This window comes from Chryseobacterium sp. BLS98, from assembly GCF_001045445.1.
Classification (GTDB): Bacteria; Bacteroidota; Bacteroidia; order Flavobacteriales; family Weeksellaceae; genus Chryseobacterium.
Genome location: NZ_LFNF01000002.1, coordinates 389154 through 406837, shown reverse-complemented (window position 1 = coordinate 406837; position 17684 = coordinate 389154). Strand labels below are relative to the sequence as shown.

6 protein-coding genes are annotated in these 17684 nt (G+C 43.1%); all 6 read left to right on the top strand.

Features of this window, described 5'->3' with window-relative positions; genetic code table 11:
* Positions 1 to 67 precede the first annotated feature (67 nt).
* Positions 68 to 2443, top strand: a complete 2376-nt coding sequence (locus ACM40_RS06705; protein ID WP_048502063.1) for an outer membrane beta-barrel family protein — start codon at positions 68 to 70, stop codon at positions 2441 to 2443.
* 571 nt (positions 2444 to 3014) lie between these two features.
* Positions 3015 to 9959 carry a type I polyketide synthase gene (locus tag ACM40_RS06700; protein WP_228376152.1) on the top strand — a complete coding sequence of 2315 codons (6945 nt, stop codon included), beginning with the start codon at positions 3015 to 3017 and terminating at the stop codon, positions 9957 to 9959.
* Between the two features lie 20 nt (positions 9960 to 9979).
* Positions 9980 to 14212 carry a type I polyketide synthase gene (locus ACM40_RS06695; RefSeq protein WP_048502061.1) on the top strand — a complete coding sequence of 1411 codons (4233 nt, stop codon included), beginning with the start codon at positions 9980 to 9982 and terminating at the stop codon, positions 14210 to 14212.
* Entirely contained in the window at positions 14200 to 14499 is a 300-nt protein-coding gene (locus tag ACM40_RS06690; RefSeq protein WP_034728171.1) for an acyl carrier protein, read from the top strand. The genes ACM40_RS06695 and ACM40_RS06690 overlap by 13 nt, the downstream gene beginning before the upstream one ends.
* Positions 14490 to 15284 (top strand): alpha/beta fold hydrolase, encoded by a 795-nt coding sequence (locus ACM40_RS06685; protein WP_048502060.1) that lies wholly within the window; start codon positions 14490 to 14492, stop codon positions 15282 to 15284. Before ACM40_RS06690 ends, ACM40_RS06685 begins: the two co-directional genes overlap by 10 nt.
* Positions 15277 to 17682 carry a glycosyltransferase gene (locus tag ACM40_RS06680; protein WP_048502059.1) on the top strand — a complete coding sequence of 802 codons (2406 nt, stop codon included), beginning with the start codon at positions 15277 to 15279 and terminating at the stop codon, positions 17680 to 17682. The genes ACM40_RS06685 and ACM40_RS06680 overlap by 8 nt, the downstream gene beginning before the upstream one ends.
* Positions 17683 to 17684 lie beyond the last annotated feature (2 nt).

Sequence of the window (17684 nt, the reverse complement as noted above, 5' to 3'; positions counted from 1 at the left end):
GAAAGTCTGTGGAGCTGTTCAGATGTTTCTTCTATGAATGGTTGTTTCTGCAATTTAACTTTACATCATGAAACAAATAGCCATCATTTTTTTTATCATCTTTTCTGTCCAGTATTCATTGGCGCAGAAAGGTCAGATTACCGGAGTCATTCATGAAAAACAGGATATGCCCATATCTTATGCAACTGTAACATTAAAGGATAACGGAGATCGGTCGATTGCTGCCGGTATTTCGGATGCTAAAGGAATATTCAGGCTGGAAGACGTTACGGCTGGAAATTATACCGTCAGTTATGCTCTTGCGGGTTTTCAGACGATCAGCAGGTCTGTAGAAGTTAAGCCAGGTGAGGTAGTTAATATGGGAACAGTTATTTTGGAGCCGGATACAAAACTGTTACAGGAAGTGTCTGTAACAGGGCAGCGTTCATCGGTCAGTTTAAAACTCGACAAAAAAGTCTTTGAAGTTGGTAAAGATGTCCTTTCGCAGTCGGGTGCGGTAACGGATCTTCTCAACGTTGTTCCTTCTGTTAGTGTGAGTCCGGGTGGAGAAATCAGCTTACGGGGGAACCCTAATGTATTGGTATTAATTGACGGCCGCAGAACGGGACTGACCCAGAGCAATGCTTTGGAGCAGGTACCTGCCGATCAGGTAGAGCGTGTGGAGGTGATCACCAATCCATCTTCCAGATTCGATGCGGGTGGCTCTGCAGGGATTATCAATATCATACTTAAAAAAAATAAAAAGGCCGGGTTCAGTGGCCAGCTGCGTCTGGTGGGCGGTATTCCCAATGAAACCCGTATCAGTCCCAGCCTGAATTATAAATCAGATAAACTCAATTTGTTTGCTACCTATGGTATAAGGCTGTCGGATTATGTAGGTCTGTATACGATGAAACAGTCCACCAGGCTTTCAGGGACGTGGGTTGACTTGGACCGGCGGCAGGATGAGAACAGACATGATGATGCCAAATTGCTTTATTTTGGAGCAGATTTTAAGATTAATGATCATAATACCATTACGGCAGCTTTTCTGAAAAATTCAACCCATGATCATGACAAGACCCAGCTTGATTATTTATATTCAAATAAAAGCAAAGCTATTGATAGCAGTCTTACCAGAAAGGGGGAATCATGGGAAAAACGCAGCTATAACCAGCTCGAATTCAATTATACTAAAAACTTTGCTAAGGCAGGCAAGAAGCTGACGGTAGATATGCAGTATGATTTCTGGGATAGTGACAAAGACTGGAACTTATCAACTCGCAAGATATTTCCGGCTGCTGTAGATTTGCCCATGATTAAAACAAGTTCAATGGGTGCAAGTAAGGATTTTATGATTAAAACAGATATGGTGCAGCCACTGGACAGTACTGCCACTCTGGAATTCGGTTTGAAATTGGAAGACCGGAGGGTAAACAGCGACTTTATTGCAGAACAGCAGAATTCAGCCGGCTGGGAGATTATTGATCAGATTGATAACCATCTGTTATATAAAGAACTGATTGGTAGCGCTTATGTACAGTTTTCCGGAAAGACCCGAGCTCTAAGTTACCAGGCCGGTTTACGCGGTGAGCTTACCCATATCGGCATTGAAGACCGCGCGGGCAGTTATACCAATGAGAAAAATTATAACCGTCTTTTTCCAACATTCAATGTAAGCCATCGTTTCAATGAGCAGACAACTTTACAGGGAAGCTACAGCAAAAGAATCAACAGGCCAAGGCTGAATATGATTTATCCTTTTAATGAACTGACTGATCTGACCAGCCGGTATGTTGGGAATCCTGATCTAAATCCGTCATATGCCAATGTATTTGAGCTTGCTTTTCTTAAAAACTGGAAGACCCTTACTTTTAATCCATCCTTCTATTATCAGCGAAATACCGGAGTGATGGAAGATTATACATTCCGGAATTCGGAGGGGTTGTTTATTACGATGCCAGTTAATATCAACAGGGAAACCCGTCACGGTTTTGAGCTGTCAGTACTTTATAATCCTGTTAAATGGCTGCAGGTTAATACAGAACTTAATCTTTTTCATTATGCCGAACGGGGCAGTTATAAGGATCAGAGCTTCGACTATTCCGGGAATACCTTAACTGCCCGCGTAAGTGCCCAGCTGAAATTGAAGAACAAACTTGCTTTTCAGACGCTTTACAATTTCAGGGGAGCCAATGCTACAGCCCAGACGCATACAGATGCTCTTCACAGCATTGATTTTGGACTCAGCAAAACTTTTTTAAAAGATAAAGCAACGATTATGTTTGATATAAGCAATTGGTTTGGATTAAGAAAATCGATCAGCAAAACTACAGGAGTGGACTACGAAATCAGCCAGGTCAGTATTCCCAATGCCGCACGCTATCGGTTAACACTGGTTTATAGATTCAACCAAAAAGATAATCAGACGGTAAGACAAGCCAAAAGCGGAAACAGGGACTGATCATACATGATCTGTTGTATGATTATCCAATTAAATATTCTATAATCTGTTTATTTTCATAACGTTGCTTTCGGGTAACGTTTTTTTTTCGGAATTCTGACTTTACTGATTCTTTTTTACCTGATCAGCAAACCCGGATTTTGTAGATTTCATACGCTTTTATAGGTATGTTATATTTTTTTAATATTGGAAAAATAATTCTCTTATTATTGATTTATTATATTTTTATTTTTATATTTGTGTCATGATATTCAATTATAAACATTTATAATTGAATTAATTTAATTGTGCTGTCTCGTTTCTGAGAATGAAAACTCAAACTCTATTTTTTAATTTTATTTAAATTCATAATAATTTATTGTTAATAATTTATTATTAAATTTAATTTATGATTGAAAATATAGTATATATTTATTATTTTTATTCCATCATATTTTAACAATTACTCATTATGCCGGAAGGCTTGTGTTTTTGTAATGTGGATTTCCCAATTATCATCAATATCATGAATGCAATGAAAAACTTAACCATTATTGGATTGACACCCTTTGAAAAGCCGGATGTAAAACTTATGCAAAAGTTGCACGGAGCGGGTGCATTTCCCATTTTAAGCTTAGGCCATGACTTGGCAGCCGCACAAACAGCGCTGGATCAAATTGCCCGGACAGATATACCTTCTTACGGGATTTATCTACCCAACGACAAATTTATTTCCCTCCAAATCCCGGAAAAAGTAAGGTTCGCGATCCTTCCGTCCGGAGTTTCTATGAATATTGTACCGGATCTGCCTGTTATCTATCAGGTAACCAGTTTGGATGAGGCCAGACTGGCCGAACAGTGGGGTGCAGAAGGGATTATTATAAAAGGAAATGAGGCAGGAGGCCTGGTAGGTTACGAGTCTACTTTTGTGCTGTTCCAACGTGTGATCAAAGAAATTCAGACCCTACCTGTTTGGGTACAGGGTGGAATAGGGCTTCACACCGCTGCCGCAGTAAAATCATTAGGAGCAACCGGAATTGTACTCGACAGTCAGCTGGCATTGTTCCCGGAAAGTTCAGTTCCTCAGGAAATCAAGGATTTAGCCTCCAAACTGAACGGTACTGAAACCAAAATTATAGCCAATCATAGGGTGTTGGTGAGACCTAACTCACCTGCATTACCTGAAAATGTCACGGCCGAAGAGCTGAGACAATATTTCACGGATTTTGACCTGAACAATAGCTATATTCCTATGGGACAGGATATCTCATTGACAATAGACCTGTACGAAGATTTCAAAAGCCTGAAAAAAATGGTTTTTGGGTTCAAAGAAGCTATGTATGGTCACCTGAAGCAGGCCAAAGCACTCGAAGTGATCAGTGAAAATAATATAATGGCCCAAAAGCTGGGATTACGTTATCCTATCGCACAGGGACCAATGACTCGTGTCAGTGATGTTCCGTTGTTCGCCAACGCAGTAGCGGATGCAGGAGCTTTGCCTTTTGTTGCTTTGTCTTTACTGAAAGGTGAGCAGGCAAAAGCTTTGGTGATGGAAACCAAAAAACTGGCCGGTGAAAAAACATGGGGCGTAGGTATTCTTGGATTTGCCCCTCAGGAATTGAGAGAAGAACAGACATCCTATATATTGGAAACTAAACCTCCCGTAGTTCTTATCGCAGGAGGAAGACCAGCGCAGGCTAAAGTATTTGAAAAAGCGGGAATTACAACTTTCCTTCACGTTCCTTCTCCTGCATTGCTGGATATTTTCCTGAAAGAAGGTGCTACCAATTTTATCTTTGAAGGCCGTGAGTGCGGCGGTCATGTAGGTCCGCTTTCAAGCATGGTGCTTTGGGAAAAACAGATTGAACGTATCTTAAAAGAAGAACATCCTGAAAATATCAGCGTATTTTTTGCAGGCGGAATTCATAATGCATTTTCAACGGCATTCGTTTCTATAATGGCAGCTCCGTTGGCAGCCAGAGGGGTAAAGGTTGGAGTGCTGATCGGAACAGCCTATCTGTACACGGAAGAAGCCGTTCGTACCGGGGCTATTCAGGAAGAATTCCAGGTGCAGGCGATGCAGGCAAAAGATACGGTCTTGCTGGAAACAGCACCCGGACACGAGACACGTTGCTTGAATACAACATTTGCTCAGCATTTCAATAAAGAGAAGAAAAAGCTTCTGGCAGCCGGAACAGATAAAAAAGAAGTGTGGGAGCAGCTTGAAAAACTAAATGTGGGCCGACTTAGAATTGCTGCAAAGGGAATTGATCGTCAGGGCGATAAATTGGTGAATATTCCTAAAAACGAGCAGCTGGATCTTGGGATGTACATGATTGGCCAGGTAGCCACGATGCAAAACCGAGTGATTTCACTTGCATCACTGCATCAGAACGTAAGTATTGATAATTATAAATATATTGAAGAGGCCGCTTTACCGGAACAGCCGGTATCCACAGAAAAACCTCTTGATGTAGCGATTGTCGGGATGGAATGTATTTTCCCGGGCGCTAAAAACCTTGAAGAATACTGGCGAAACATCATTCTGGGAAGAGACAGCGTCACAGAAGTTCCTGATGAACGCTGGAACAAAGAATTGTATTACCATCCGGATTCAGATGGACCGGATGTGTCTCACTCGAAATGGGGCGGGTTTATTCCAAAAATTGATTTCGATCCATTGGCATTCGGAATTCCTCCACAATCTCTTGCGGCTATTGAGCCGACACAGCTGTTGACCTTATTGGTAGCCAAACGTGCGATGGAAGATGCAGGCTATGGAGAAAAACACATCAACAGAGAAAATATTTCTGTTATTATAGGAGCTGAAGGCGGGAATGATCTGGCCAACAGCTATAGTTTCAGAGGATACTATAAACAGGTTTTCGGAGAACTTCATGAAGAGGTGAAGCAGGCATTTCCACATACCACGGAAGATTCATTTCCGGGTATTCTGGCGAATGTGATCGCAGGTAGAATTACCAATCGTCTGGATCTTGGTGGAAGAAACTTCACAGTAGATGCGGCGTGTGCTTCTTCTTTGGCAGCTATTGATCTGGCATGTCAGGAACTCGCATTAGGAAAATCCGATATGGTTCTTGCCGGTGGTGCGGATTTACATAACGGAATCAATGATTATCTGATGTTTTCCAGTACGCACGCCCTTTCCAGAAAAGGAAGATGCGCGACATTTGACGGAGATGCTGATGGTATTGCCCTTGGAGAAGGAGTGGCGATTCTTGTCTTAAAAAGATATGAAGATGCCGTTCGTGATGGCGACCGCATCTATTCTGTGATCAAAGGAGTAGGTGGATCAAGTGACGGAAAAGCACTGGGTCTTACAGCACCTAGAAAAATAGGACAGGTACGCGCTTTAGAACGTGCGTATTCCCAAGCAGGGATTAGTCCTGCATCAGTTGGTCTAGTGGAAGCTCATGGAACCGGAACTGTCGTAGGAGATAAAACTGAACTGAGTGCACTGACGAATTTATTCAGCCGCTCAGGAGCGATACCGGGACAAACGCATTTAGGTTCCGTAAAAACGCAGATCGGGCATACCAAATGTGCAGCAGGATTAGCCGGGCTGATCAAAGCTTCACTGGCGGTATACCACGGTGTAAAACCACCGACACTTCATTTACAGCAGCCTAATGCTTATTATAATGCCCAAACCAGCCCTTTTGCTTTTTATGCAGAAAGCGGATTATGGGGGGAGAAAAACCGTTATGCCGGAATCAGTGCTTTTGGATTTGGGGGAACCAATTTCCATACGGTTATTGCCAACCATCCTAAAGAAGATGATTCTGCAGTATTGCAATCCTGGCCGTCAGAATTGTTCGTATTCTGTGGGGAAACATACGAGGACGCAAAAATTCAATTGGCACAGATCAAATCTTTATTGGAGGTTAACGGTGATATTCCATTAAAAGATATGGCTTACAGCTTAGCGGTAGGCTCAGAAAAGCCAATCCAGCTGAGCATTGTCGCTGATACCGCCGAACATTTGATGATGAACATCGAACTGGCTTTATCCGGCATTGAAAGTAAAGACACTTTTACCGTGAATAGACGCGATGGTAAAGTAGCGTTCCTGTTCCCCGGACAGGGCAGTCAGAGAATCAATATGGCCCGCGATCTGTTCGTAGCTTTTCCGGCCATGCGTAACCTGATTGATAAATATCCTGAATTGGAGAAAGTAGTTTTTCCTTCGGCAACATTTGATGAAACTGCCTTAAAACAACAGAAGGAAACCATTAAAGATACCCGCCTGGCACAACCTATTTTGGGAATGGTAGATCTCGCTTTGGCTCAATTCCTGAAATCACTTGACATCGTTCCGGATATGGTGGCAGGGCACAGCTATGGTGAATTGCCAGCTTTATGTTTTGCCGGGGTTTTTGAAGAAGAAAAACTGGTTGATCTAAGTATTCAAAGAGCTCATGCTATTCTGGATTCAGTAGAAGGCGGTGATCCTGGAACCATGATTGCAGTAAGCGCAACAAGAGAACAGTTACAGCCGGTATTAGACAAAACAGAAGGCTGTTATCCGGTTAATTATAATGCTCCGACCCAATGTGTAGTGGCAGGAAGTACGCCGGCGATCAATAAATTAATGGAAATCCTTAAACAGGAACGTATCTCTGCAAAGAAATTAGAAGTTGCGTGTGCATTCCACAGCCCGTTATTGGCCAAGTCCAAAGGCTTATATAATGAGGTTTTAAAAGATATTGCTTTCCAGGAAATGCAGATCCCTGTTTGGTCAAATACCACGGCTGAAACCTATCCTGCAGCACCTTCAGAAATCAAGGAAAGACTGACGGACCATTTGGTACAACCCGTGAGATTTGTAGAAGAACTTCAGGCGATGTATGAAGACGGAGCCAGAATATTCATTGAAGTAGGCCCCGGAAAAGTTCTTTCCGGACTGACTAAATCCTGCTTAGAAAAAGATCAGCTGACTCTGTACGTAGAAGACAGCAACCGAAATAAACTGAGTCATCTTCTTTCCATGCTGGCACAATATCTGGGAACAGGCCGAAGCTTCAGCATTGAAAAACTTTTCGATGGCCGTAATGCCAAACTGATTCAGATAGACCAGCCTGAACTGTATAAGAAAAATCCAGCCATCTGGCGTGTGAACGGACAGACGGCACATCCAACCACAGGTAATCTGCCTGCTAATGGTGCATTACCGATATTAAATCCTATTGCCATGAACAATTTTACAAATAACCAACCGGCCCCTGTAGCCGAATCTCAGCCTGCTGCTGAACGTATGCTTCAGGAATATTTAAATACCATGAAACAGCTGATTCAGGCACAGCGTGATGTGATGCTTTCATTCCTGGGACAGAATCCACAAGTCAGCCCCGCACCTGTTTATGCTGCACCGGTACAAGCAACAGTGAACGATCGTTTGGTGACGATTCCTGCACAGCCGGTCCATGTAGAAAAACCTGTTGCCGTTGCGGTAAAACAGGCTCCAGTAAAAGATATTAAAACCCTGTTGCTACAGGTGGTTAGCGATAAAACAGGATATCCTCACGAAATGCTCGGTATGGAAATGGACCTGGAGGCTGATTTGAGTATTGACTCTATCAAAAGGGTAGAAATCATTGGAACGCTTCGCAGTGAGCTGGGAGCGCTTACATCAGGTAATGCCGATGAAGACACGGTCATGGAAAAATTAGCATCGATCAAAACATTAAGCGGTCTGGTTTCCTGGTTGACAGAATTGACAGGAACTTCAACAGCTGCTCCTGAAACAAACGGAACTACAGGAACTCCAACACCAGAAGTAGAAAGCAAATCTGCTTTATCTCTGGAAGAACTTCAAAATATAATTCTGGATATCGTAAGTGAAAAAACAGGTTATCCGAAAGAAATGCTTGGATTGGATCTTGATCTGGAAGCAGACCTGAGTATTGACTCTATTAAGCGTATGGAAATTATCGGAGACCTTAAAACCAAAATTGGTTTCGGGCAGGATATGGACCAGGCCGACGATCTGATGGAAAAACTGGCGGCCATTAAAACATTAAAAGGACTGGCTTCATGGATCAGCGAAATGAGTGGAAACACCGATGCTGATGCTGAACCGGTACAGAATTTATTGTCACGTCTTCGTTTTGACCTGACTCCAACCGATGTTTCTGCAGAGCAGAATACAGAAATTATAAAGGGAAAACGTTTTGCCATCACTCAAGACAACAGTCCGCAAACGATGGCGATCAAAAACACCCTTGAAAAATATGGCGCTATCGCAGAATTGGTGGATACAGAAAGAGATCTTAAAGATTTTGACGGACTCATCATTCTGGATCTGTTCTCCTCAACCGTAAAACACAGCATCATTGATCACGTAGATCAGATCAAGAAACTGGATCTTGATAAAGCCAAATGGGTGTATCTGATTTCAGACATTCCCGCTCATATTCAGGAACTGACTGATACCCGTCTTTTGCGTCATTACAAAGGCTATCCTGGACTTTTCAAAAGTTTGGCGAGAGAATTTGAACAAACCTCTTGCAGGCTGATCAGTCTGAGCACACCACAGGAAGTTGATCAGATTACAGAGATCGCTTTAAAAGAAATATTAACCACAGATAAGCCATCCGAAGTCGTTTACAAACACGACCAAAGGCATAAAATAGAGATCATACCATCTCCATTGTCAACAAGCCTTGAAGAAGCGCATATCCAGCTGGATCAGGAATCTGTAGTCCTGGTACTCGGGGGAGGACAGGGAATCACTGCTGAATTGGTGAAGCATATGTCCGGAGCATATCCGTGTACCTATATTCTGGTAGGAAGATCGGCAGATCCGAGGGATGTCATAGCAGACCTTAAAGAAGTGGAAGCCATGAAAACCAAGGAAGAAATAAGAAGCTATCTTATTAAAACCGGAAAATTCACTTCTCCTTCCGAAATAGAAAAAGAGACCGTAAGAATTTTCAAAAACAACCAGATTCTTCGTACCATCAGAGATATGGAACAACTGGGAAATAAGGTGGTATACCAATCATTAGATCTTTGTGACGAAGAAGGATTATCTGATTTAATCAAAAATATTTACGGAAAATACAGCCGTTTAGACGGAGTGATTCATGGGGCAGGTCTTTTGGAAGATAAACTATTCAGACAGAAGACCTCCAGCTCATTTGAACGTGTCTTTGATACGAAAGTAAAACCGCTTCGTGTATTGGCAGAACAGCTGCGTGCCGACTGTCAGTTTGTAGTACTCTTCTCAAGCATCGCATCAGTATACGGGAACAAAGGGCAGACAGATTATGCTGCGGCCAACTCTGTACTGGATGATTATGCGAAAGCTTTAAACAAAAAATTAAAAGGAAAAGTAATTTCCATCAACTGGGGCCCATGGAAAGGAGCCGGAATGGTTTCATCGACTCTGGAAACAGAATATGAACGCCGCGGTATTTCTTTAATTCCATTGGACCAGGGGAAAGAAATTTTCCTTAACGAGATCAAATACGGAACCGAAAGTCAGGTATTGATCATGTCTGGAAACAACTGGTAAACCTCTGTATACGATAAACTATGAAAAAAACAGATGTTGCTGTTATTGGCTTATCCTGTGTCTTTCCCGGGGCGCAGGATGCCCATATTTTTTGGCAGAATATTGTCAATAAGGTAGATTCCACCCAATCGGCTCCGGCTGATAGGATTGATCCTGTACACTTCAGTGATGCTACAAGTCCTATGGACAGATTTTACTGTCAGCGCGGTGGATTTATTTCAGATTATGAATTTGATCCGACAGCTTTTGGGATTCTTCCGTTAGCAGTAGAAGGTACCGAGCCGGATCATTTATTAACCCTCGATCTGGTGCAGAAAGCCCTGGAAGATGCCGGCGTATTTCAAAAGGGAATATCTCTTGAGAAAACCGGAATCATTATCGGTAAAGGAAACTATACCGGTCCCGGCGCAACGCGTGCCATTGAAATCGTGCGCACCGGAGAACAGATTTCTTCGCTGTTGCAGGAATTGCTTCCTCAGGTGTCTTCGGCAGATATCGAAAAGGTGAAACATGCTTTCCAGGAGCGAAAAGGCCGCTTCGCCGCAGATACAGCCATGGGATTGATTCCCAATCTGGTTGCCTCTTTAGTGGCAAACAGGTTCAATCTGGGAGGCGCTGCATTCACAGTAGATGCTGCCTGTGCCAGTGCTTTGATCGCAGTAGATCACGCCGTTCAGGAACTCAACCGGGGCCGTTGTGATATGGTCATCGCAGGAGGTGTACATACCGGACAGAACGCTGCTTTCTGGAGTATTTTTGCCCAGTTGGGAGCTTTGTCTCATCAACAGCAGATCAAGCCGTTCAGTACAGATGCAGACGGATTATTAATTGGCGAAGGCTGTGGTTTCGTCGTGTTAAAACGATTGGAAGATGCAGTCCGTGATCAGGATAAAATTTATGCAGTGATCAAAGGCGTTGGAGTAAGCAGCGATGGGAATGGAACCAGCGTGATGAGCCCGTCCGTTAAAGGTCAGCTTAAAGCCTTACAACAGGCCTGGATCAATGCGGATCTGGATGAAAAACAAATCGGTTATCTGGAGGCCCATGGGACAGGAACACCGCTTGGAGACAAAACAGAACTTCAGACCCTGGCTCAGTTTTTCACTAAAGAAGAAACAACCCAGGCTGCAGGAATAGGATCCGTTAAATCCAATATTGGACATGCCATGCCGGCTGCCGGAATCGCAGGGTTAATCAAGACCTGTCTGGCGCTTCATCATGATACGTTACCACCTACATTATATTGTGAAAATCCAATTGCAGATATGGAGCAGACCCGTTTTGCTCCGGTACAGGAACCGAAAAGCTGGTCAAAAACAGGCTTGCCGAAAGTAGCGGCTGTCAATGCCTTCGGATTTGGAGGGATCAATGCACACGTTGTTTTGGAAGGTTATGACATGCCGAAAAAAGACCGTGTTTTAGTATTGGCAAGGCCTACCCATGAAGAATTGCTTTCAGCGTTAAAAAACAACGAAAACAAAGTAGGAGAAGGGGATTACCGCATTGCGTTATTTGACCCGACTCCTGAAAGAATAGAAAAAGCCACTAAAATTGTAGCTAAAAATAATCCATGGCGCAATAAACAGGATATCTGGTACACCAACACCCCTTTACTGAAAGATGGAGGCAAAATCGCTTTCGTATTTCCGGGTCTGGATGGCCTTGCGAAGGGTGAAGTGGACAGCGTGAGCCGTTATTTTGGATTAACCGAACCTATCGAAACAGAAGGGGAAGGTTTACTAAGCGATGCATTGGGAATTTTCAACAAATGCAGCATCCTTGATAACGCCCTGAAAAAACTGGGAATTGTTCCAGATATGAATGCGGGACACAGCCTGGGAGAATGGCTGGCAGGATATTCTTCAGAACTGGCAGAAGTGAACTCCGTTAAAGCTTTGATTGATGTTCTGAATCCGGAAACCTTTGAATTAAAAGATTCCAGATTTATTGCGATCGGAGCGGGGATTGATGCGGTGAAGCCTTTTATCGATGCGATTCCCAATCTTTATATTTCCAATGACAACTGTCCTAATCAGGTGATCCTTTGTGGCAGTAATGCAGCATTGGATGAATTGGTTTCATTGTTAAAATCAAAACAGATCTTTCATCAGATTCTGCCGTTCCAATCCGGTTTTCACTCACCGTTTATCGCTGATAAACTAGATGTGATCTTAGCAGGAATGGAAAAAGCGCAGTTTCAACAAACGAAAATCCCGTTGTGGTCAGCAACGACTTTAGAGCCGTATCCTGCCGATCAGGATGCGATCAGAAAACTAAGCGCAGAGCATTTGGTGCAGCCAGTCCGTTTCCGTGAACTGACGGATAAACTGTATGATGAAGGCGCAAAATTCTTTATTCAGATTGGTACCGGAGGATTGATCGGATTTATCGATGATACCTTAAAAGGAAAAGCATTCAGTACCATTGCTTCCAGCGTAGCCACACGATCTGCACTGGCTCAGCTGCAGCGTGTGGTAGCCGCATTATTCGTGGAAGGTAAAACGGTAGCATTGGACTTTTTAGAAGTACAGAATCAATCAAAAAAATCATCAGGAAAGGGAATCAAATTACAGTTAGGTTCGCCGATCATCCGTGATTTTAAAGAAATTAAAAATCTGGCTCAGTCTTTTGAGTTGCCAAAACAAAATACGGTTTTAGCGACGGTGGCTATGACCGGTCATCCTCTGGTTCAGGCGTTCCAGCAAAACATCACCGATATGATCCGGATGCAGGAAGAAGTACTGACGCTGTTTCAAAACCGCCCGGAAATTACAATCCCAAGACCTGTGGTTTCTAGAATACCTGTCAGTAAGAATTTCTCGAAGCTTTTGCATGTTACTTTAGATACGCATCCTTACCTCATCGATCACAGTTTATTGAGACAGCCGAAAGGATGGACCAATGTCTCTGATATGGAACCGGTAATCCCGATGACCATGATTTTTGAGCAGTTAGCAGAAATAGCACAAGCCGAAATACCGGGAACCCGCGTTCATAAAATTATGAATGTAAGTGTGTTTCAATGGATGAATGTGGCCAAACCTTTTGAAAAAACAGTCAAAGGAGAATGGCGCTCCAATAACCATGCTTACCTTGATATTGAGAACTTTGCGAATGCAGAAGTCTTGCTGGCTTCATCTGCACCAGCTGTTCCTGCCTTTAACCTGGCAATCGGGGATCTTCTGCCTATTGAAAGAACATCTGAAGAAATCTATGACAAACACATGTTTCATGGAGAACTGTACCAGGGAATTACTGAGATTTCGGCGGTAGGAACGAAGGGAATTGTGGGAAAAATCAAAGGAAACGGAGGAAAAGGATCCTTACTGGATAATGCCGGACAATTATTCGGATTGTGGCTGCAGCTTACCCTGACCAAAGACCGTATTGCTTTCCCCGTGAAAATCAGAGATATTGAATTCTTTGGTGATATGGAAGACCAGGATGGCCTTTTTGAATGTACCTGCATCCTTACTGAACTCAATGAAGAATTTGCCATTGCCGATATTATCCTGAAAAGAGACGGAAAAGTATGGTGCGCGATTACAGGCTGGCAAAACCGCCGACTGGAAATTGACGAACCGCTGTGGAATGTTTCCATGTCGCCTTTGTACAACCGTCTTTCGGAGGAAATAGCACCTGAGGTGTTTTTCTTCCACCAGGCGTATACCAGAGTGGCTTCGTGGGATTTTATTCTTAAAAGATATTTCAACCAGACGGAAAAACAATATCATCAGCAATTGTTTCCCAACAAGCGGAAAGAATGGATGGTGAGCCGCGTAGCCGTGAAAGATGCAGTACGAAGTCTTCTCCGTGAAAAGAAAAATCACCCTTGCTTTCCCATCACTTTTGAAATAGGGAAGGATGAAGTCGGAAAACCTTATCTGATCGGTGATGTGACGGAAGATATCCATATTTCTCTTGCGCATAAAGAAAAAGATGCCGTTGGTATTGCACGACAGGGCAGTCCTGTGGGAATCGACATGGAGATCATGGAAGAACGCAGCTCCGGATTTTACGACCTGGTATTTACCGATCATGAATTAACCTTATTAAAAGACAGAGATCAGGCGGAATGGACCACCAGGTTCTGGGTAGCGAAAGAAGCGTATGGAAAGTTTCTGGGAACCGGACTGAAAGGAAATCCAAAAGCCTTTGAAATCACCCATATCGAGGGAGATCATTTATGGATCAATCAAACTGAAATAAAAACTATTAAACATAAAAAATATATTATCGGATGGACACTATAAACAACACATTAAAATTGAATCACGAAGAATTGTTCACTCTTTTAAAAGGTTTTATTACGGAAGTGATAGGCGCTGAATTTGTAGAGGAAATGGATATCACTCCGGACAGTTCATTCACGAAAGATCTGGAAATGGACAGCATCGAAATCGTTTCTTTTTCTGAAAAGATCAAAGCGCATTTCGGAGATCAGATTGACTTCACAGGATGGCTGTCATCTATGGATCTGGACGAACTGATCAACCTTGACCTTCGTATGATCATCAATTATATCTACGAATGCCAATAATCAATGTAAACCATAAACAGGTTCATATCCAGGAACTCAACAAAGGAGCTGAACAGACTGTGGTGCTTATCCACGGGATGTTCAGCAACCTCTCCATTTACTATTTTAATATTGCCCCGATTCTGGCCAAAAATTTCCACGTTGTGATGTATGATCTGAAAAGCCACGGCATGAGCGAGCGTTTTACAGATGGCTATGATCTGGAAAGTATGTCATCCGATTTACTGGCTTTGATGGATGTTTTAAACCTTAGAAAAGTACATCTGGCCGGATACAGTTTCGGAGGGCTTATCGCTTTGAAAACAGCATTGAAAGCTCCGGACCGTGTCAGTCAGTTGGTCGTTATAGAAGCACCAGATCCTCAGGACGAAAAGGCCCGCAACATCATCGATGAATACAGTAAAGAATTCCTCGAGCATTATGTGGCCAACTTTACAGACACCACCAAAGTGCAGATGGGCAAAAGGCAGATGGAGAAAAACCACCGTATGTATGAATTCCTGTTTGAAAAAACCAGCATCAAAGCAGATATGATCAGGGAAAAACATTTTCTGGGGGAAGCCAATTTCTCAGAACTGGATACGCCCACACTTTTGCTTTACGGATCCGAATCGAACTGTAAACCTACAGGGGAGTGGCTGGAAACGCAGATCATTTCATCTGAACTGGAACTGATTCCCGGGGATCACAATGTCCCGATACAGGAACCTGTACAGATTGCAGAATCGATGGTTCATTTTTTATCTCAATCATTATCTAACCCATTAACACAAAATCATGGCTAAATTTGTATTTGTTGTTCCACCATTGACAGGCCATGTCAATCCAACCTTAAGCATCGGCGCAGAATTACTGCAAAGAGGACATGAAGTGGCCTGGATCAGTCTTGACAAAAATTTAAGTACAAAACTTCCTGTCGGGGGAGAATTGTTACTCATTCAATATGACCAGACCGACGAGGAGAAAAGAGAAAGCGAGAGCTATCTTGATATTATTTCTAAAAAAGTAGTCTACGGTATCGACAGCATCAAGTTTCTTTACGATGACGTATTGATTCCTTTAAACCGACATTGCTACAATGGAATCGTTACCCTGCTGAAACACTACCAACCCGATATGGTGATTGGGGATCATCAGTTATTTGCTGCCGCCATTGCTGCCAAAAAGCTGAATCTTCCTTACAGCACATCCGTTACCGCTCCGGCTGCCATTAAAATGATGGATGAGCTGCCTAAAGTACACGAATGGGAAGTCAACAAGATCATTGAATTGCAGAAAGAACTTGGAGTAACGGAAAACCGTTCATTGGCTTCTTCTGATCTTTTGACGCTTGTTTTAACTTCAAAATATTTCTTTGGCGAAATGGATCTTCCGGAGAATTATCAGTTCACGGGGCCTGTTCTTATGGAACGCCGCATCTCCTGTGAATTTGACTGGGACAGATTGAAAAGCAGTACCCACAAAAAGATCCTGGTAAGCATCGGAACCACTTTCGATCATGATCATAAAAAAGCGTTCTTCCAAAAAGTGGTAGATGCCTTTAAAGATGAAGATCTGACGGTTGTATTAGTCTCTGATCCGCTGCTTTTTGACAGCTGGCCGGAAAACTTTATGGTCTATAATCAGGTTCCGCAACTGGATCTTCTGCCCCATCTGGATGGAGTCGTTTGTCATGGCGGTCACAATACCGTTTCTGAAGCGCTTTCCAACGGCCTTCCATTAGTTGTGGTCCCGATTGCGTATGATCAGTCTCATGTAGCAGGACGTGTTGTGCGTACCGGAGCAGGAGAACGTCTTAATTTTAACAGATTTAAATCCCATCATTTGAACGAAGCGGTTCAGAAAATTTTACATCATTCAGAATATAAAGAAGCTGCTGAAAAGGTTCGTGAATCCTTCACCGAAGCCGGAGGTACAGCCACTGCAGCTAATTTGCTTGAAAAAGCATTAATCCCTGCTGATGAAACTATAAAGCCAGGGTCTAAATTTTTATTTGTGATCCCACCGTTTTTTGGACATATCAGCCCGACCTTAAGTGTGGGAGCCAGTCTGATCGCCCGTGGACATGAAGTGAAATGGTTTGGAATTACACCATTGGATAGCAAACATATTCCGGAAGGAGGAAGTTATTTTTATCCTGAAGAAGACCTCATTCCTTTTCAGGAGGATATTCAGCGTATTTTAAAGAGACAGGATGACGGGCCGGCGTGTTCAGGACCTGAGGTAATGAAACTTGCCCTGGAAGAAACCTATGTTCCGTTTGCCAAGATGATGATGCCCGGATTGGAGCGTTTGATGGAAAATTGGAAACCGGATGTTCTGGTGAATGACTGCATCACTTTCGGGGGAGCTCTTTTTGCCCACAAACATCATATTCCGTGTGTAACGACTACACCTGTTCCCCCTGATGTAATGGGCGATACGGCTAATAATGCACCCAAAATATTTGAGTGGCAGCAAAACCTGATCAAAGACCTTCAGAAAGAAGTGGGAATTGATGATGAAGGTATTTTTATTCATTCCAATAAGCTGAATCTGGTCTTCACGTCACAGACTTTTGCAGATTTTGAAACCGTTCCGTCCCATATGAGATTTGTAGGTCCGGTAAAAGGACGTCCCAATCCTGCTCCATTTGACTGGGAGAAACTGGAAGCGTCTACAACCCCGAAAATATTTGTATCACTCGGGACTTTGTTGGTAGATATCCGTAAAGCTTTTTTTGAAAAAGTGATTGCCGCTTTTGCAGATCAGCCTGTAACGGTTATCGCAGCCACTCCGCCGGACATATTTGATGAATGGCCTTCTAATTTCATCGTAAATGGTTTTGTGCCGCAATCTGCATTGATGCCTCATATGGATGCAGTGATCTGCCATGGAGGTTTCAATACCGTTAATGATACTTTCACCAACGGGTTACCGATGCTCATTACGCCTATTGCCTATGACCATTTTCATATTGCGAAATTAATTGAAAAAGCAGGCTGTGGAATCAGCATCCGATACAAACGGTTACGTGTTGAGGCTCTTCGTGAAACTGTTTTTGAGCTGTTGGAAAATTCTGCCTACAGAAACGCAGCGAAGGAGGTTCAAGCAAACTTGCTGAATGCCGGCGGTAATGACCGAGCGGTAGAGCTTCTGGAAGATTTTGTACAGCAACATCAATCAACCTTAATTACCATATAAGC